20 protein-coding genes are annotated in these 17,911 nt (G+C 47.4%); 13 read left to right on the plus strand and 7 right to left on the minus strand.

Features of this window, described 5'->3' with window-relative positions:
- The first annotated feature begins 53 nt into the window (after positions 1-53).
- From HMPREF2626_RS00605 to HMPREF2626_RS00630, 6 genes are all read left to right on the plus strand, one after another.
- On the plus strand, positions 54-695 hold the full coding sequence (locus HMPREF2626_RS00605) for a response regulator transcription factor (protein WP_070616582.1): 642 nt from the start codon (positions 54-56) through the stop codon (positions 693-695).
- On the plus strand, positions 692-1,531 hold the full coding sequence (locus tag HMPREF2626_RS00610; RefSeq protein ID WP_070616584.1) for a sensor histidine kinase: 840 nt from the start codon (positions 692-694) through the stop codon (positions 1,529-1,531). The genes HMPREF2626_RS00605 and HMPREF2626_RS00610 overlap by 4 nt, the downstream gene beginning before the upstream one ends.
- A 97-nt stretch (positions 1,532-1,628) precedes the next feature.
- Complete coding sequence (locus HMPREF2626_RS00615; RefSeq protein ID WP_070616586.1) at positions 1,629-2,309, plus strand: ABC transporter ATP-binding protein; 681 nt, start codon at positions 1,629-1,631, stop codon at positions 2,307-2,309.
- A complete protein-coding gene (locus tag HMPREF2626_RS00620; RefSeq protein ID WP_070616588.1) occupies positions 2,302-4,737 on the plus strand; it encodes an ABC transporter permease in 2,436 nt (811 codons plus the stop codon). Before HMPREF2626_RS00615 ends, HMPREF2626_RS00620 begins: the two co-directional genes overlap by 8 nt.
- Before the next feature lie 127 nt (positions 4,738-4,864).
- The gene (locus tag HMPREF2626_RS00625) at positions 4,865-5,305 is read left to right on the plus strand and encodes a hypothetical protein (protein WP_070616590.1); all 441 of its coding nucleotides are present in this window, start codon (positions 4,865-4,867) and stop codon (positions 5,303-5,305) included.
- Positions 5,306-5,522: 217 nt separating this feature from the next.
- Entirely contained in the window at positions 5,523-6,431 is a 909-nt protein-coding gene (locus tag HMPREF2626_RS00630; protein WP_067974904.1) for a class II fructose-bisphosphate aldolase, read from the plus strand.
- A 59-nt stretch (positions 6,432-6,490) separates the two neighbouring features.
- On the opposite strand, the gene pcaG is transcribed toward HMPREF2626_RS00630, so the two are convergent.
- Positions 6,491-7,177 (minus strand): protocatechuate 3,4-dioxygenase subunit alpha, encoded by a 687-nt coding sequence (pcaG, locus tag HMPREF2626_RS00635; protein WP_070616592.1) that lies wholly within the window; start codon positions 7,175-7,177, stop codon positions 6,491-6,493.
- The gene (locus HMPREF2626_RS00640; protein ID WP_070616593.1) at positions 7,170-7,919 is read right to left on the minus strand and encodes a dioxygenase family protein; all 750 of its coding nucleotides are present in this window, start codon (positions 7,917-7,919) and stop codon (positions 7,170-7,172) included. The genes pcaG and HMPREF2626_RS00640 overlap by 8 nt, the downstream gene beginning before the upstream one ends.
- 304 nt (positions 7,920-8,223) lie before the next feature.
- On the opposite strand from HMPREF2626_RS00640, the gene HMPREF2626_RS00650 reads away from it, so the two are divergent.
- The 6 genes from HMPREF2626_RS00650 to HMPREF2626_RS00675 all read left to right on the plus strand — a co-directional run bounded on the left by HMPREF2626_RS00650 (position 8,224) and on the right by HMPREF2626_RS00675 (position 12,308).
- Positions 8,224-8,958 carry a YaaA family protein gene (locus HMPREF2626_RS00650; RefSeq protein WP_070616597.1) on the plus strand — a complete coding sequence of 245 codons (735 nt, stop codon included), beginning with the start codon at positions 8,224-8,226 and terminating at the stop codon, positions 8,956-8,958.
- Entirely contained in the window at positions 8,958-9,260 is a 303-nt protein-coding gene (locus HMPREF2626_RS00655; RefSeq protein ID WP_070616599.1) for a hypothetical protein, read from the plus strand. The genes HMPREF2626_RS00650 and HMPREF2626_RS00655 overlap by 1 nt, the downstream gene beginning before the upstream one ends.
- A 250-nt stretch (positions 9,261-9,510) precedes the next feature.
- A complete protein-coding gene (locus HMPREF2626_RS00660) occupies positions 9,511-9,723 on the plus strand; it encodes a FeoA family protein (protein WP_067974918.1) in 213 nt (70 codons plus the stop codon).
- An 18-nt stretch (positions 9,724-9,741) separates the two neighbouring features.
- Positions 9,742-9,963: a FeoA family protein gene (locus HMPREF2626_RS00665; RefSeq protein WP_070616601.1), complete on the plus strand. Its 222-nt coding sequence runs from the start codon at positions 9,742-9,744 to the stop codon at positions 9,961-9,963.
- Positions 9,964-9,973: 10 nt separating this feature from the next.
- A complete protein-coding gene (gene feoB, locus HMPREF2626_RS00670; RefSeq protein WP_070616604.1) occupies positions 9,974-12,112 on the plus strand; it encodes a ferrous iron transport protein B in 2,139 nt (712 codons plus the stop codon).
- Between the two features lies 1 nt (position 12,113).
- A complete protein-coding gene (locus HMPREF2626_RS00675) occupies positions 12,114-12,308 on the plus strand; it encodes a hypothetical protein (protein WP_070616606.1) in 195 nt (64 codons plus the stop codon).
- A 114-nt stretch (positions 12,309-12,422) separates the two neighbouring features.
- Here HMPREF2626_RS00675 and brnQ read toward each other — a convergent pair whose 3' ends face one another.
- From brnQ to HMPREF2626_RS00700, 5 genes are all read right to left on the minus strand, one after another.
- Entirely contained in the window at positions 12,423-13,733 is a 1,311-nt protein-coding gene (gene brnQ / locus HMPREF2626_RS00680) for a branched-chain amino acid transport system II carrier protein (protein WP_070616608.1), read from the minus strand.
- A gap of 273 nt (positions 13,734-14,006) precedes the next feature.
- A complete protein-coding gene (locus HMPREF2626_RS00685) occupies positions 14,007-14,549 on the minus strand; it encodes a glutathione peroxidase (protein ID WP_070616610.1) in 543 nt (180 codons plus the stop codon).
- Between the two features lie 68 nt (positions 14,550-14,617).
- Positions 14,618-15,184 (minus strand): NADPH-dependent FMN reductase, encoded by a 567-nt coding sequence (locus HMPREF2626_RS00690; RefSeq protein WP_070616612.1) that lies wholly within the window; start codon positions 15,182-15,184, stop codon positions 14,618-14,620.
- A 12-nt stretch (positions 15,185-15,196) separates the two neighbouring features.
- On the minus strand, positions 15,197-16,264 hold the full coding sequence (locus HMPREF2626_RS00695) for an LLM class flavin-dependent oxidoreductase (RefSeq protein WP_070616614.1): 1,068 nt from the start codon (positions 16,262-16,264) through the stop codon (positions 15,197-15,199).
- A gap of 2 nt (positions 16,265-16,266) precedes the next feature.
- A complete protein-coding gene (locus HMPREF2626_RS00700; protein WP_070616616.1) occupies positions 16,267-17,316 on the minus strand; it encodes an LLM class flavin-dependent oxidoreductase in 1,050 nt (349 codons plus the stop codon).
- 143 nt (positions 17,317-17,459) lie between these two features.
- Between HMPREF2626_RS00700 and HMPREF2626_RS00705 the strand changes: the two genes are divergently transcribed.
- Positions 17,460-17,909, plus strand: coding sequence for a pyridoxamine 5'-phosphate oxidase family protein (locus HMPREF2626_RS00705; protein ID WP_070616618.1), 450 nt, complete (start codon positions 17,460-17,462; stop codon positions 17,907-17,909).
- Positions 17,910-17,911 lie beyond the last annotated feature (2 nt).

Here is a 17,911-nt window from a genome sequence, read left to right on the forward strand (position 1 = left end):
AGAATGAAGGATAAGAAGATATGAAGGACTGTCAACAATTGAGGAGGTTTGACATGAATTCTCTGCTTTTAGTTGAAGATGATCCCGTGATTGGCCAAGAGATTATTGACTTTTTGACCAAGCATGGTTTTGATGTGGGCTTGGCGAGGAATTTCACTGAAGGACAAGCAGCAGCTAGGCAATCCTACGATCTGGCTATTCTCGATTTAAATTTGCCGGATGGGAATGGTTTTGATCTTTTGGCGCGCTTTTTAGAGAATAATATCCAAGTGATTATTACTACTGTGGTTGCTGATGTGGATTTTATTGCGGAGGCTCTCGATGCTGGAGCGTCGGACTATCTCACTAAGCCCTTTAATTTGAATATCCTGCGGGCCCGGATTGCGGCTTGCTTGAGGGACTTTGGGCATATGGAAGAGGACAGCGATTTAGTCCTTAAAGAAGACCAGGGGATGATTTATTATCAGGGGCAGGCGGTTGCTTTGACGGCCTTGGAATTTCGGCTCTTGGCCCATTTTATCCGCCACCGGGGCCAACTTTTGACCCGGGACCAATTGTTGGATCGCTTCTGGGATGCCCGGCAGGCTTATGTTAATGACAATACCTTGACCGCCACCATTAAGCGGATCCGCGACAAGACCTCCAAAGACCTGATTGAAACCGTCCGTGGCATCGGCTACCGCTTGAAGCTATGATTTATATATTGTGGCTTCTAAGCATACTTGCTGTAGTCTGCTGGTTGAAGTTCCGCCAGCGCCGGCGGATTCAAGAGCTGACGGATCTGATCGACCAACTCTACCAGCAAGATTATCAGATTCCCATGAAGCAGGATGATTTCTCCCAGTTGGAAGACCAGATCTATAAGTTATTTATTGAGCTGGTCGAAGAGAAAGAAAAGGTCCATCGTTTGTCCCAAAGTCAGAGTCAAAATATCGAAGACATTGCCTACCAAATTAAGACGCCGATTACGGGCATGCTCTTTGCCTTGGAAAATGATAAGACGGATCCGGCGACTTTCTCCCAGCAATTAAACCGCCTCAATGACTTGTCCAATGCTCTCTTGAAGTTGGCCAGTCTGGATAATAACCTTGAGGGTTTCAAGCTGTCGACAGTCCACTTAAGTGAAGTGGTGGATTACGCCTTAGATATCTTAAGTGATGAGATTGAGAACCATGGAATTGTTGTCGATATCAATATAGGGGAGGCGGTTATGCTCGGCCACTTCAACTGGTTGAGCGAGGCTGTCATTAATATCCTGAAGAATGCCATCAACCAGGAAGGCACGCATCGAATCTGGTTAACAGCGCGAGAGAACCCCATTTATCTGGAGCTGTCCATACGTGATGATGGCGGAGGGATTGCCAAAGACAAGCAAAAGAAAATTTTTCAGCGTTTCTATAAGGATCCTGATTCTAAGGGCTTTGGGATTGGCCTCGCTATGGCCAAACGCATTGTCGAGAAACACCAGGGGCAAATTAGCTGCCGAAATACCGACCGAGGGGCAGAATTTATCCTGCAATTCTATAAGTGAGGGGGAAGTAATCGCGGAGAGCATTTCTTCTCTTTTTATCCGCTTTATCACCGACTTGTCATTTTCATCGGCTATAGTCAAACTAGGAGGAGATCTTATGGAAATACTTCGCGTTGACAATTTGACTAAAATTTATGGCCAAGGAGAGAAGCAAGTCCGGGCTGTCGATGGGGTGAGTCTGTCCGTCAACCGGAGAGAGCTTATCGCCATTGTCGGGCCAAGTGGGTCGGGTAAGTCTACCCTACTCCACATGCTTGGCGGGGTGGACCGGCCCAATGAGGGAAAGATACTCATTGAAGGGTCCGATATTGCCAGCTATTCGTCTAAGGAAATGGCCCTGTTCCGGCGGCGCAAGGTGGGGCTGATCTACCAGTTCTACAACCTCATCCCCAATCTGACCGTGGCACATAATATTAAACTGCCCTTGAAGTTAGATGGCCTCCAGGTGGATGACTCCTTCTTTAATGATTTGGTGACTAAGCTGGGCTTATCCGATAAGTTGCAGGCCTTTCCGAGTGAGCTATCGGGAGGTCAGGAGCAGCGTGTGGCCGTGGCCCGTAGCCTGATCTACCGGCCTTCCATCATCTTAGCGGATGAACCGACCGGGAACCTGGACCGGAAGAACTCTCAGGAGATCATTGACCTCTTGAAGTACTTCAACCAGACCCTCAAGCAGACTATCTTGATCATTACCCACGATGAAAACCTGGCTCTTCAGACCCAGCGGATCATTACCATGGTCGACGGGGCTATTGTAGGAGATGACCCCAATGAATAAAAAGAATTTACCGATTTTCATTTCACTCCTGATTGTTAGTCTCTTTTTCACAGTGATTTTTTACTATGGCTATACCAATATTTCGTTAAGTAACCGCCAGCTGAAGGCAACAAATTTCTACGATGCCCGCTTGTCAGAAGACCTGTCCCAGGAGGAAATCGAGAAACTCAACCAAGTTGAAGCCATTGAGCTGGCGGGAGGGACTTCTGCCAGGGCCCACAGCGCTAAATACAAGGACCATCTCATCTCCATGGTGGGACAGGATGTTCAGGTCAAACAGATGCGGGAAGAGTCTTATTTGTTGGCTGGGCGCTTTCCTGAGTCGGCGGATGAGATTGTTTTGAATGAATCTCTGGTTAAGCAGGAAGCCCTTTCCCTAGGCGATGAACTAGCCATCGAGCTAGGGGAGCGTCAGGTAGACGGGGAGGCGATCGATGCCCGGTCGACCTATACCGCTGAAGAAAGCTTTGAAACGACAGAAAGGCGCCACTATACCCTAGTTGGTGTCTACAAAGATTTCTATAATGAGAATTTGAAAATCAATTACGGCATGCCTCTGGTGGCTGATGACGAAGAATTGATCCCTTTGATCACTTTCCATGACTTCAAGGCAGCCTATGCCCAGCGCGAGGCCATCCAAGACGAGATTCAAGATCTGCTAGGCAAAGAAGTGGAATTGGACTTTAATGACTCCCTAGTCCGCTACTATGGCCTGGATGTCAGCCAGAGTAAAAACCTGATGACCAAGCTTGTCAATGCTCTCTCCCTCCTCTTATGTATGGGGATCTTTGTCTTCTTTATCAAAAATATTTTCTGGGTTTGGGGTCTGCAAAAGATTCGCGAGCTCTCCATCTATAAATCTATCGGCTCGACGGACTTTCAAATCTATCTCTTGCTGGTGAAAGGAGCAGTCACGGTCTCTGTTCTGCCTGTTTTAATCGGTCATGTCCTGGGCTTCTTCCTTATTCGTTATCTCTTTGAAGTCGCCAATAGTGGTAAAGCTGAAGTGGTCTTCTTTAACCAGGTTCACTTTAATTGGATCTTGTCTCTGGTCATTATCCTGGTGGCCCTAGCGGTTGTCTTAGTCGCGGTCATCTATCCGGCGCGAAAGATCGCGAAGATCGATATTATTGAAGGGCTCAAGGGAAATTTTAGCCTGTCTAAGAAGAAGGGTAAGAAACGAAGTCCCAAGCTCTGGAAAGAACTTCGGCTAAACAATATGGCCAGTATCAAGTCCCAGCGCTATATCTCAGCTATTGGCATTTTGATTGTAGCCATCTTTTGCATTGTCTATGCCATTGCTGATTATAACCGAGACTTCTATGCCTTCGATGATGGCTACGATCTCACGGTCCACTACTACAATGACACCGGTGAATTGCCTCCTATCCTGCCCGAAATTCTAGCTGACTATGAGGGGGAGGGCTATATTTCTAAGGAAAAGAACCTAGCCATTGAACCTAACTTAGAGCTTTCACAGGCCGCCCAATCACTGGGCCTGGATGAGCAATTGAAGCAAATGATGGCTGACACCAAGCCCCAATATATCAGGGGAAGTCTGCTTGCTCTAGAAAACGACGACCTCCAGAAACTAGGCGGCAGGCCAGGGGAATTTACCCTCTACAACCAGGTCCAAGCCGACCCCAACGAGCCCCTTGCTCAGGCTGAAAAAGTGCCGTATTTTGATCATCCTGATCAATTAGAGGTTAGTATTAATGAGAAGCAACGAAGCCTTCCCATTGCGCAGACCATTGATGACCTTGGGCCTTACCAGACTCGGATCCTGCCCTTTAATGTTATGGTTTATACGGATTTTGAGACTTATCAAGAGCTGATGGAAGAGGTTCAAGACGATAAAAATTATAATTATCCCTTCGAATTGAAGCTCAAGCTAGCCAAGGGAGAAGCTGGCCGGACCAAGGAGGAAATTTCCAGCCGCATCGAAAATACCATAGCTTATAATGAAAGCTTCAAAGTATTTACAGATGAGGAAATCCAGGGCGAACAGTTTACAGATATTCAAAGTTTCAAGCTGATTATCTATGGGATTGCGGCCATTATCTTCCTGATGAATATCACCAACGGCTATTCCTCCATCAACCTGAGCCTGATGAGCCGGCGCAAAGAAATCGGGACCCTCTATTCGATTGGTATGGATATCCAGGACTTAAGAAATCATTTCAGTCGCGAATTTCTCTTCGAACAAGGGAAGTCCTTCCTCTTGTCTGCCTTGATTACTTTAGGGATTATGCTAGGGATTGCTGGGCTATTCAAGAGCGTCGATATGAAGGCCTTAATCTTATACTTCCCCTACTTAGTCTTCCTGGGTTTTTCAATCTTAGTTTATGGCTTGAACTTGCTGATTTACTGGGCAGGCCTCAGTGCTATTCTAAACCATGAACCGATTGATTTGATCCGAGGCGTATAGAAGTTAGATTGATGAATAAAAAGACTTTAAGCGGGCAAAAGTATTCTTACTTTGCCCGCTTATTTTTTCGTGCTATATTAAATATAAATAAGAAAGATTTTGTATCTAGCAGAGGAGATGATCAAGGATGCAGACACTAGAAGAAGTGAAGGAAGCGCGTCAGGCTGCCCAGGAGCTTTTGGCGGGTTTGGACAAAGCCATTAAATCCCTGCAAGATGCCTCTGGTTGGGGCGTGATGGACTTATTAGGCGGGGGATTCTTCTCGTCTATGATGAAACGCGATCATATGAAAAGGTCTAACCAAGAGCTTGAAGATGTCAAACGCGGCCTAGATAAATTAGACCATGAACTGGCTGACCTCGGTCTATCCCTCCCAGATGAAATTAGTGATACTTGGGGAGATAATATCGTGGATGTCTGGCTAGATAATATCTTCATTGACGCCAAGGTCCAATACGAAATCAAAGACCAGCTCAAGGCCCTCCAGAAGCTTCGTCAGTCGATTGTTGAATTGGAGGAGGACTTGGCTGCGAAGATGGAAAATTTGAAGGAAAGTGATAGTGTTTAGAGAAATTGGTCGCTAAAATAAGCTTATAAAATCCACAAAAAAGTTATTTTTGTTCTGAAATGACTTTTTTTAATCGTTTTTATTGAATTTCTTGCTAACTTTTGACCGTATTTGATTGTTTTTGATTATGAAAGCGATTTAATTTGTAAAAAGGGCTGTGAAAAATTTAATTAGTAGGGTATAATGAACTCGGTAAAAATTTTAGGAGGTATTTTTGATGGCTTTTTTAGTGAATGGTAACGAGATTTTACAACACGCTCGCGACAACCAATATGCAGTGGGTGCATACAACACAAACAACTTGGAATGGACACGTGCATTAATTCGTGGGGCGAAAGAAACTCGTACACCATTATTAATTCAAGTGTCTACTGGTGCTGCTAAATATATGGGTGGCTACAAAGTGGTTCGTGACTTAGTCCTGAATGAAATGGATGCTATGGAAGCTGACATTCCAGTCATCTTAAACTTAGACCATGGTGACTTCGCAGCTGCTAAGGAATGTATCGACTTAGGCTATTCCTCAGTTATGTATGATGGCCATGATCTTCCCCTTGAAGAAAACTTGAAAAACACCAAAGAAATCGTTCGTTTAGCTCATGAACGCGGGATTTCTGTAGAAGCTGAAATCGGTAAAATTGGTGAAAACCAAGGTGTCGGTGAATTAGCTTCTGTTGATGAAGTTGTGATGTTTGCTGAAGCAGGCGTTGACAAATTAGCTTGTGGTATTGGTAACATCCACGGGGTTTACCCAGAAGGCTGGGAAGGTTTAAACTTCGAACGCTTGAAAGAAATCGCTGATGCAGTGGATAATCCATTGGTATTGCACGGTGGTTCAGGTATTCCTCAAGACCAAATTCAAAAAGCAATCTCACTGGGTATTGCTAAGATCAACATCAACACTGAATTCCAATTAGCTTTCCAAAAAGCAACTCGTGAATACATCTTAGCTGACAAAGATATCGACAAAGCGAACAAGGGCTATGACCCACGTAAACTCCTACGTGCTGGGACTGACGCAATTACTGAATCTATGAAAGAAATGATCGGCTGGATGGGAACTCGTCCAATCGACAACAAAGACTCTAAAGTTGTCTTTGATGAAGCTTCATTAAACGAAGAATAATCAAGTCTATCACTCAAAAAAGCCAGGCTTTCACTGCCTGGCTTTTTAATATTAATGGCTTATTTAAAATGGAAGAAGTAGGTCTTGGCTTTTCCTGATCCATCTGGGAGCTCGTCGACCTCTTCACCATCGAGCTTGGATTCAAGGACCATATCTTCAGCATCGCCATCGAGGACGATATCAAATTGGTAAGTTGGGAGGTCTGTGCCTTCTACTTTCTTAGCAATCAAAGTCTTAGCTTCTTCTTCGGAGACTTGTTGGATGAAGTGGTCATCTTGGCTTTCGTCTTCGAAGTAGATCCGGGTATAGAGAGGGTAGGAAACCCCACTGGCGTGGACAAAGGCGAAAATATGAGGAGATTGGGAGAATTCGGGATAGTCTTTTTCTAGGATAGCCCCAGGTTTGAAGGTTCTGAAGCTGTATGCTCCACTTTCATCGGTAATGGTTCGCCCAAAGCCTACAAAGCTCGGATCATAGCCTTCCCGGTCCTTAAAGGCGGGGTGGTTGAAGACCCCTTCGGAATTAGCCTGCCAAATTTCAACAAGGACGTTAAATAGAGGCTTACCGTCTGAGCCGAAGAGATTTCCCTGGACGATAATTTCTTGGCCTTGACCACCGTCTTCGACGAGGTCATTAGTGATATGGTCATTGGCTTCATCAGCCACCAGTCCTAGACTGGCATAGGGCCCCACTGTTTGTTGGGGCGTTCGGATGGGGTCGAGGTGTTCTTGGTCTACCTTAGTCATCGATTAAGTCCACTCCTTTATCTTTGAGATCTTGGCGTTCTTCGTCACTGAGTTGGTGGCGGTTAGGCATGGTTGGGGAAGCACTTGAGCCGCGGAGTACCATGTCGAATTGGTAGCCTAGGGCCCAGTCTGGTTCGGTGAAGTCGTGATTATAAGTTGCCACAACGCGCTTGCGCTCGTCTTCATCGAGATCGAGGTAGATCCCTTCGTCATAGTCTAGGAGAGGGTCCCCTTCGAAGTATAGTTGGGTCACTAAACGGTCGGCGAGGGCAGGTCCCATCACTGAGAAGTGGATATGGGCAGGTCGCCATTGGTTGATATCGGGTTTCCAGGCATAGTTACCAGGTTTGATGGTGGTAAATTCGTAGTTGCCCTCTTCATCTGTGTAGGTCCAACCGCTCCCGATAAAGTTCGGATCGAGGGGGGCATCCCAAGAGTCTAACTTATGGATATAGCGGCCCGCTGCATTGGCTTGCCAAATTTCGATAAAGGCTTTAGGAACAGGCTTTCCATTCTCATCGAGGACGCGACCCTTGACAATAATGCGTTGGCCAATGGCTTCGTCGCCAGTGCCAGCATTTTTGGTGAGGTCATCATTTTTACCATACTTATCAACGAGGGCGGGGCCAGGACCCGGCTCAAAGAGAGGGAAGAAGGATTTGAATTCTGCTTCATCCATTTCGTGGCCGTGTTCTTTAATGTGTTCCCAGGCTTGGGCGTTCTTCAGGCTTTTGTTAGTCATCTAAGACGTCCTTTCTTTTGTGGGCTTTAAGGTTAAATTAAAGGGTTGTCTGTATCCTAGCACAGCTCAAAATAAACATGCAAATAAAAACAATCATGCAAATATCGTTATTTTTTCTGCTGCTAGAGGAAAGTTTGTTTTTAAGCAAAAAGTCCTTTAAACTGGGCTTTATAGCCTGGGCTGATTATCAGCCAAAGCTTGCTTCAACGATCGCTGCAAACAATATTGTATTGGAAGAGATGGTCGGGTGGACAGGGAGGACGCCATCAGGCATAATAGATCTTGATTGAAGGAGGCGTTTGCTATGAAGATTATCTTATCCCCAGCCAAAGAGCAGGATCTTTCTCACCCTCTAACCGAGGAGTGGGATCTGTCCGCTAAGAGTCAACAAATCGTTGACCAGGTGAAAAGCCTGGAAGGGGGCGAGCTCCAAAAAGCTCTTAAACTGTCGGACAAGCAAGTTGGTCCGGTTCAGGAGATGATAGCAGCTTTTGACCAGAAGACGACTTATCCAGCCATCCAGCTCTATCATGGACTAGCTTTCCGGCAATTTGACTTGGAGAATTTGACCGCCAGCCAGGAGGATTATCTCGCAGACCATGTCGTGGTTCTTTCCGCTTTGTATGGTCCTATTAGCGCTTTTACTCCGATCAAGGCCTATCGTTTGGACTTTACCATGCCCTTGCGGATCGATGGTCAGTCCTTGCGCCAATATTGGAAGGGGAGTTTCGACCAGGCCTTCCAACCAGGCGAAGTGGTGGTTAATCTCGCGAGTCAAGAATATGCCAGCATGCTCCAAGTTGATCGTTATGACTGGCTTGAGGTCGAATTCTGCCAATATCGCCAGGGCAAATTGAAGAAGGCTCCGTCTGCTACCGCCAAGAAATTACGGGGCAAGATGGCTAATGCCTTGGTCCACGACCAGGCAGAAAGTATCGAAGCACTTAAGACTTTTCAAGCGGAGGGCTTTACTTATGCCCCGTCAGCTTCTAAAGAAGGGCTTTTAGTCTTTATCCAAGACGAGGAGGATCAGACCTGATGAACTATCAGAATCCCTACCGGAAGAAAGTCAAGAACAGCCACCTTTTGTTGGTTTCCTGCCAGGTCTGCAAGGCCGATTTAGCGATTTACTATAAGGTAGGGCGGGGTAATCTGATCAAACTCCAGGTCCACCGCATCCACTCGGCTAACTTCCCCCTCAAGCCTCTAGCTAAAGCCTTGAACTGTCCGGAATGTGGCCAACAAGTCGCTTCCTTAGCAGATTACAAGGGGAAGCCCTGCTACTTTCTCTTCAGGTCTTTAACCACTAGCCGTCGCATCTCCAGCCATGACCTGGCTTAAGTATTCTTAATTACTCAAAATAGATTAAAAAGGACTGAGCAATTTGTCTTAGTCCTTTTTACTTGTGATTCAATTTTCAAATTGTTATTCTTTTATTCTATTTCCTTACAAAATACTGACAAATCAAACTTTTATCCTGTCAAATATTTCTCTAAAAAAGAAAATTATGGTAGACATGAATAGGGTATCAGGCATAAAATAGTTAAGTGATGAACATGTAACTGAGAATTAGAATCAATGAGAGGCGCATATGTATTTAGCCATGTTAACAAAAGGAGAGACAGGAACGATCGCTCGTCTAGTCGGTTCCAAGCAAATTGTGAAACGTTTAACGGACCTGGGCTTCGTACCCGGAGCTGAAATTACGGTACGAAACGAACTAGCGGGGGATTTGATTGTGGACTTGAAAGGGACTCGCCTGGCCTTGAATCGCTCTATGGCCATGCATATCCTGCTTCGCTAAAAGGAGAGAAAGTAAGAGATGAAAACCTTAGACCAAGTAACATTGGGAGAAAGTGTTCGGGTGAAGGGCGTCCATTCTGAAGGGATCTTAAGGCGACGCCTCCGGGATATGGGACTGACCAAGGGGGCCCAAGTGACCCTGCGGAAGTTGGCACCCCTTGGCGACCCTATGGAATTGACCGTTCGGGGCTATGAGTTGAGTTTGCGGAAGAAAGATGCCGCATGTGTTGAAGTGGAATAAGGAGTGAATGATGACGGTTAAATTGGCATTGGCCGGTAATCCGAATACCGGCAAGACAACCCTTTTTAATGCATTGACAGGATCGAATCAGAGAGTGGGCAACTGGCCGGGAGTAACGGTCGAGAAGAAAGGCGGAGCGCTCAAGGCCGATAGCTCGGTCTGGTTAGAGGACTTGCCGGGGATTTACTCCCTGTCTCCCTATACTTCGGAAGAGTTGATTTCTAGAAATTATATCTTGGAGGAAGACCCTGACCTGATCTTAAATATTGTGGATGCTTCCAGTCTTGAACGCAACCTCTACCTCACCACCCAATTGACAGAAGTAGGGATTCCGGTTGTCGTGGCCCTCAACATGATGGATATTGCGGAGAAACGTGGCATCCAAATTGATAGTCAGCGTCTCAGTGAGGCATTGGGCTGTTCGGTAGCCCCTATCTCGGCCCTTAAATGGACCGGGGTCGCTAAATTGACGGAAGCAGCAATTGTCCGCGCTGAAGAAAAGCTTCCTTACCAGCCCCCTAAAAAATATCCCCACCGGGTCGAGAAGGTGATTGGTGAGATTGCTGAGATTATAGACGGACAGGTGCCGGCTGACCGCCTGCGCTGGTATGCGATCAAGACTTTTGAACGCGATACAGAAGTGGTCGAAGGACTTGACCTATCCGATGACCAAGCCAAGTCAATCGAAGCGCTTATCGACCAGCTGGAGAACGCCTATGATGACGATTCAGAAGGGATTATGGCAACGAGCCGCTATGAATGGATTAGCCAGATGATTGCCGACTGTGTCCAAGAAGAAAGCCAAGAGGAGTTGAGCTTGACTGACCGAGTGGATGCCATCGTCACCAACCGCTTCCTGGCCTTGCCCATTTTTGCGGGTGTGATGTATTTGGTTTATTATCTGGCCGTTTCAACGATCGGTAAGCAAGGGACAGACTGGGTCAATGACCAGGTCTTCGGCGAATTTGTCCCTGAACACCTGGGCGGGCTCTTGGCGAGTCTAGGCGTGTCGGACTGGCTACAAGCCTTGATTATGGACGGGATTGTGGCTGGTGTGGGGGCTGTCCTAGGCTTCTTACCGCAGATGATGGTGCTCTTTATCTGCCTAGCCTTCTTGGAAGACTGCGGGTATATGGCCCGGATTGCCTTTGTCCTCGACCGGATCTTCCGTAAGTTCGGCTTATCTGGGAAGTCTTTCATTCCCATCTTAGTTTCGACCGGTTGCGGGGTTCCGGGCATCATGGCGGCGCGTACCATTGAAAATGACAATGACCGCCGCTTGACCATTATGACGACGACCTTTATCCCTTGTGGAGCTAAGTTACCGATTATTGCTTTGATTACGGGGGCCTTCTTCCCCCATGCCGACTGGGTGGCCCTATCGACTTATTTTATGGGGATTGGCGCCATCGTTCTCTCAGGGATTATGCTCAAAAAGACCCGCTGGTTTGCGGGGGATCCGGCACCCTTTGTTATTGAACTGCCAAGCTACCACCTGCCGAGCTTAAGCGGGGTCTTGCGGACAGTTTTTGAACGGACCAAAGCCTTTGTCAAAAAAGCCGGCACTATCGTCCTCTTGTCAACTGTGATGATTTGGGCCCTGCAGACTTTCGACTGGCAGCTGAACTTGGTGGAAACAGGAGACTCTATCCTGGCGAGTTTGGGCCGTGTCTTAGCACCTCTCTTTGCGCCCTTAGGCTGGGGTGATTGGCGGGCTGCTGTGGCTTCAGTAACTGGTCTTTTAGCCAAAGAAAACTTGGTAGGGACTTTCGGCATTCTCTTTGGCTATGCGGAAGCTGCTGAAGATGGGGCAGAGTTCTGGCCCCAACTGTCCCAGGCCTTTACACCGATTGCTGGTTATTCACTGATGACCTTCAACTTGCTCTGCGTGCCTTGTATGGCAGCTGTGGGGGCCCTACGTCGGGAGATGATGGACGATAAAATGACTCTTTTTGCGGTGATTTACCAGTGCCTCCTAGCCTACGGTGTTTCGCTGATGATCTACCAGTTCGGGACTTGGTGGACAACCGGTCACTTTGACGTTTGGACAGCCATGGCTTGCCTGACTTTAGCAGGTATGGTGTACATGGTCTTCTTCAAGCGTCCATACCAAGCCAAGCCTGCCTTGGCTCATTTAAGGAGGGTTTAATATGGGAGATATTTTAGTCTTGCTGATCCTTATTCCGATCATATTCTATGCTGGACGCACCGTCTATCAAGAATTTCACGGCCAAGGTCCCTGTGCCGCCTGCGCCTTTAAGCGAGAAGGTTGCGCCGGCTCCTGCAAGCCTGTCAAAAAGGCCAAAGTAAAGGGTCAAAGCTCCTACTATTACAAGTTAAAATAGCTGAAGCTACAGACCTAAAATAAGTGAAGGAAGTACTTATATCTATCATTTGAGCTTTATAGTTACAGAAGCATAAAAAATGCCAAGTCATTTAATCGACTTGGCATTTTTGTTTTAAGCTGGGCTTTGGCGACCTTGCCAATAGGCGTAGAGAGTGCAGGCGAGTGCACAGAGTAGGGAAGGCAGGAACCATTCCAAACCGTATTGGCTAAGGGGAAGCTGGCTGATAAAGTTTAAGATCGGCTCTAGCTTCAAGGTCTCGAAGTAACGGCCTAAGATGGCTAGGGCTTGGACTAAACCAATCAAGCCTGCACCGATGACCGCTCCAGTATAAGTGGCATTGTACTTAATGTGACGGTCGAAGAGTGAGAAGATGATCAGGACCATCACGATCGGATAGATCAGGGTCAATACAAAGCTGGCAAAGTCAATAATTCGTGTTGTTCCTACTAAAGAAATCACGAATTCAATAGCCACACAGGTCAGTGTCACTGCCTGGTAGGTCCAGCGTCCCTTGGATTGGCCCACGAAGAAGCTGGCACAGGCGGAGGTGATCCCCACGGCCGTAGTTAAGCAGGCCAGAGTCACGCAGACCCCCATGATGAGATTGCCATAGGGGCCGAGAATTTGCGCTACAGTCCCGGTGAAAACGACGGTCCGGTCATCCGCTATGGTAAAGAGGCTAGAGACCGTTGAGCCTGCGTAAGTGAGCGACAAGTAGACGACCGCTAAGAGGGCAAAGGCGACGATCCCAACTAGGACACCGGCCTTCATTTGAGTCTTCTTATCTGTATAGCCCCGCTGCTTCAGTTCAGACATGACCACGCTGGCAAGAATCGAAGCGGCTAGAGCATCCATGGTCTGGTAACCCTCCCTAAAGCCATAAGCGAAGGTATGGTCGATTTGACTGGCTTGGGGGGCGCCCACAGGATTAATAATCGCTGAGATGACGAGAACCGTTAGAATGATAATAATAGCTGGTGTCAGGTACTTCCCAATATTGTTGATCACCTTACTTGGATTGAGGGCTAAATAGGCCGTCAAGGAAAAGAAGATCAAAGAAGTGATCCAAATTGGGGCGTCGGGCCAAAGCGATTGGACGAAGACCTCATGCGTTGTGGCCCCGGTCCGCGGTACGGAGAAGAGGGGGCCAATCAGAACTACTGAGATCCCAGCAAGGATAATTCCAAATTTAGGATGGACTCGCCGTCCTAAATCATCCGCCCGTCCCCCCAGGGCTATAGTCACGAGGACCCCCAGGATGGGGAAGAGAGGGTCTGACATCAGAAAACCAAAGGCAGCATTTAACCAATTCTCGCCGCCCAGAACGCCTAGATATGGCGGGAAAATCAAATTTCCAGCGCCAAAGAAGATGGCAAAGAGGGCGAAACCAATAATAATAATGTCTTTTGTTTTTATATTCATTATAACAATCTTTCTATTTATGATGGTACCTATGATAACACAAAAAATTAACGAATGAGAGAGTTTTACCAAATTTATTTAGAAAATTTCCACAAATGATCAGTTTTGCTTATTTATTGTTTCAATTGTCCTTACAAATCGACAGTGATTGCTTTGCTGTTTGACTGACCGAATTATGGAAAAATTCGAACAAAACATGAGCCCTGAACGCCTAAAGAGATCTGAGATTAGATCCCTTTAGGTGTTTCAGGGCTTTAAAATATCATTGAGAACCTACAAGAGGCTTTGGATATGTTGGCCGAGTTTTTTGAGGGAATGGCTGGGCTCGTAGCGGGCGACGACTTGGCCATTGCGGTCAACCAGGAATTTGGTGAAATTCCACTTGATATCTGGATTCTGCTGGTAGTTCTTATCCTGAACTTTGAGCATAGCGGCGAGGGCCAAGCCCTTAGCTGACTTACCGAAACCATGGAAAGCTTGCTGGCTCTTAAGATAGCGATAGAGGTCTAATTGGTCGGGACCATTGACTTTAGCCTTCTTCATTTGAGGGAATTCGGTTTGGTAGTTTAACTGGCAGAATTCTTGGATATCCTGGTCAGATCCGGGCGCCTGGTCTTTAAATTGATTGCAGGGGATATCGATGATCTCTAAGCCCTGGTCGTGATAGTTGTCATAGAGCGCTTGAAGGTCTTTATACTGACCAGTGAAACCACAACGGGTGGCTGTGTTGACGATTAAGAGGACCTTGCCTTTGAGCTCTGCTAGGTCTAAGGTAGTCCCATCTGGACGCTCGACAGAATAATCATAAATGGTCATAGCTTTAATTCCTCCTCACTTATATTATAGAGCACTTGCTGGCTTTATAAAATGATTCGCTCATGATTTTAAAAACCGAATTTCTCATCTTCCTTGCGCAGAATTTCTTGGTAGGTCTCGGCTAGGACCATGGTTTCATCCACCAGGTCCTTGATGCGGAAGAGGACGTCATCATTGTGGATCTCGTCGATACCGAAGTCGCGATCGTTGAGATAAACATAGCGGGGAGTCACATTAGCCTTCATATAATTGAGGATGGGCTTCAATTGGAGCTCTGGAATGAGGTAGTGGCGGTTAGAGCCAGAAGAGGCGATGATGCCCACTGTTTTATGTTCCAAGCCTTTTTGGGGGAGGAGGTCAAAGACATTCTTCAGGCTGGCAGGGATGGAGGCTTGGAAGATGGGAGTGCCGATGAAGAGCACATCGGCGTCCATGACAGACCGGGCGACAGTTTTAGTATCCCCCTTGTAGTCTAGGAAATTACGCCCATCCGCGAAGACCATGTCCAGTTCCTTGAGGTTGAGATAGTTTAGCTTGTGGTCGCCGTAATGGTCTTGGAGTTCTTGGTAGAGGGCTTTAGTGGCAATTTCTGTTTTGCGGCCCACATTGGAGCCGGAGAGTACGAGTATATTCATGCTTTATCCTTTCTATTGGCGGGTATATTTCTTGACGGTAGGGATGACTTTCTCACCTAGGAGGTCGATCATGCGGCGGATATCATCCATGGGAATGCCGCCAAAGTCGATTTGAGCGGTATAGCGTTGGTTGTTGAAGAGCTCATGCTGGTAGAGGATTTTATCAATAATAAGCTCAGGGTCGCCCACATTGAGGGAGTCTCGGTAGTCCTTAGCCTGGGCAAAGAGCCGCTTGTCAAAGCCAGTGCCATTAGCCTTGCGCATGCCTTCGTCCAAGTGTTTGTAGTAGTTTTTGAAGGCGGTGTTCTGGTCTTCGTGGATGTACATGAGGCCAGAAGTGGTCACAGGCATAGCCTCTGCATCAAAGTCTTTTTCATGGAGGACGGACCGGTAAATATCAATGGAATGTTTGAAGTATTCGGAAGATCCACCAAGGGTCGTAATGTACATAGGGACCCCTTTAAGGCCGGCTTTGATAGCGGAGTCTGCGGGGCCACCAACTGCCCGCCAGATGGGGAGGCCTTCTTTAGACCGGGGGAGGACCCGGGCTTTATCCAGGCTAGGGCGGAATTGTCCGGACCAGGTGACCTCTTCTTCTTCGTTAATCTGGAGGAGGAGGTCTAATTTTTCTTCGTAGAGGGCTTCATAATCTTTGAAGTCATAGCCCAAGAGTTCAAAGAGCCCGATGCGTGAGGCCCGGCCTGCGACAATTTCCATCCGACCACCGGACAGTAAGTCAATGGTCGCCGCATTCTCATAGACGCGGACGGGGTCGGAGGTGGAAATAATGGTCGCAGCGGAAGCAATGCCAATCGTGTCCGTTGCTTGGGCGATGGCAGAGAGGATGATCATATGGGCCTGGGAGATGAAGTATTCTTGGTGGGATTCGCCTAGGTGGAAGATGTCTACCCCGGCATCTTCAGCTAACTGGGCCATTTCAATGAATTGTTGGAGCCGGTTTTCGGGACTGACCCAGTCTCCTGTATGGGGGTTGGGCATATAGTCACCTAGGCTGTAGAGGCCAAATTCAAGGCCCTGGCTGCGGTCAATTTGTGGGATAATATGTGGATTGTTTGTCATTTTTATGCTCCTTTTTGCGTGTATTTTTTCACAACGGGTAGGACCTTCTCAGCGAAGAGGTCCAGAGTCTGTCTGATACTGTCCATACTTTGGCCGCCAAAATCAATCTCACCATTGAAACGTTGCTGGCCAAAGAGCTCGTATTGCATGAGTAATTTATCGATAATAAGCTGGGGCTCTCCGACCGTCGTGATGCTCTTAACCGACTGGCCCTGGGCAAAGGCCCGCTTGGAGAAGGGCTGGCCGTTGGTTTTCCTGAAACCAGCGTCCAAGTGGGGCCAGAAGTCGCGGTAGGCCTGGTCTGTGCTTTCGCGCAGGAAGAGAAAGCCGCCTGTTTGCACAGGGAGTTTGCTTGGGTCATGACCGTATTCCTCGGCGGCATCACGGAAGACCTGAATCCGCCGCGCATAGGTCTGGGCTGCTCCAGCCAGATGGGCTTGGTAGATCGGCATGCCTAACTTGCCGGCTTCATAGGCTGAAGCATCTGAATTCCCGATGGCCCGGTAGATGGGTAGGCTGTCCGCTGCAAAAGCTTCGGGCAGGATGGCCTGGTCCCTAAGTTCAGGTCGGAAGTCGCCAGACCAAGTGATCCGATCCTTATGCCTTAGTTCCCAGAGCAGGCGGATTTTCTCTTCGAAGAGGGCGTCATAGTCCTTGTAGTCAAAGCCAAAAAGATCGAAGGAGCCCACGCGAGAAGCGCGGCCAGCGACAATTTCCATCCGCCCCTTAGAGATGAGGTCAATGGTCGCTGCATCTTCGTAGACCCGGACAGGATCGAGGACCGAGAGGGTAGTGACGGCTGAGCCAATCTTGATGGAATTTGTTTCCCTAGCAATGGCTGATAGGATAATGAAATTGGATTGGGAGACGAAATAATCTTGGTGGGATTCTCCGACCTGGAAGGCATCGAAGCCTGCATCTTCAGCTAATTTGGCGAGTTGAATCATTTCTTCTAGCCGTTCAGCTGCGCTTAGCTTCTTTCCGCTAATTGGATGAGGCAGGTGGTCACCTAGACTATAGAGGCCAAATTCGAGGCCTGCTTGCTTGGTCATCTGTATGCTCCTTTCGCTAAATATTCACTATCATTATAGAGGAATTTATTTCGAAAGTGAAACAAATAGTTTTGGCCGGAAAGATTAGGGGATTGGCAAAGCTTTTGTTATAATAAAGAAAACGCTTAAAGGAGTGGTAAATAATGGATGCAACTGAAATTCTAAGAATACTCGAGGAGGATATGGGTGTTGGGATCTTTGCTACCGTCGATGCTGAGGGGAAACCGCACGCACGGCCCATCCATATTGGCTTAGCTAATGACAAAGGGATATTCTTCATGACTAGTCCCAAGACTAAGTTTTACGAGCAGTTATCGGCCAATCCCAACCTAGCTATCGCGGCCTTCCAGACCGATGATTACCTGGTTCAAAGTATCCGGATTGAAGGCAAGGCTCGAGAAATAGGACGAGATAAATTGGCAGAAGTCTTATCCAATAATCCTTTCGTTGACCAGGTTTATCCTGATCAAACCGACCGCGATGATATCCAAGTCTTCCAGGTCTATGAGGGCCAAGGTTTCTATCATAGCCTGAGCCAAGGACACAAGTATGTCTTTGAACTTCCTGGCGATGGACCTGCCAGAGACCTCTAGGA

Source organism: Aerococcus sp. HMSC062A02, from assembly GCF_001809535.1.
In the GTDB taxonomy this organism is placed as follows: Bacteria; Bacillota; Bacilli; order Lactobacillales; family Aerococcaceae; genus Aerococcus.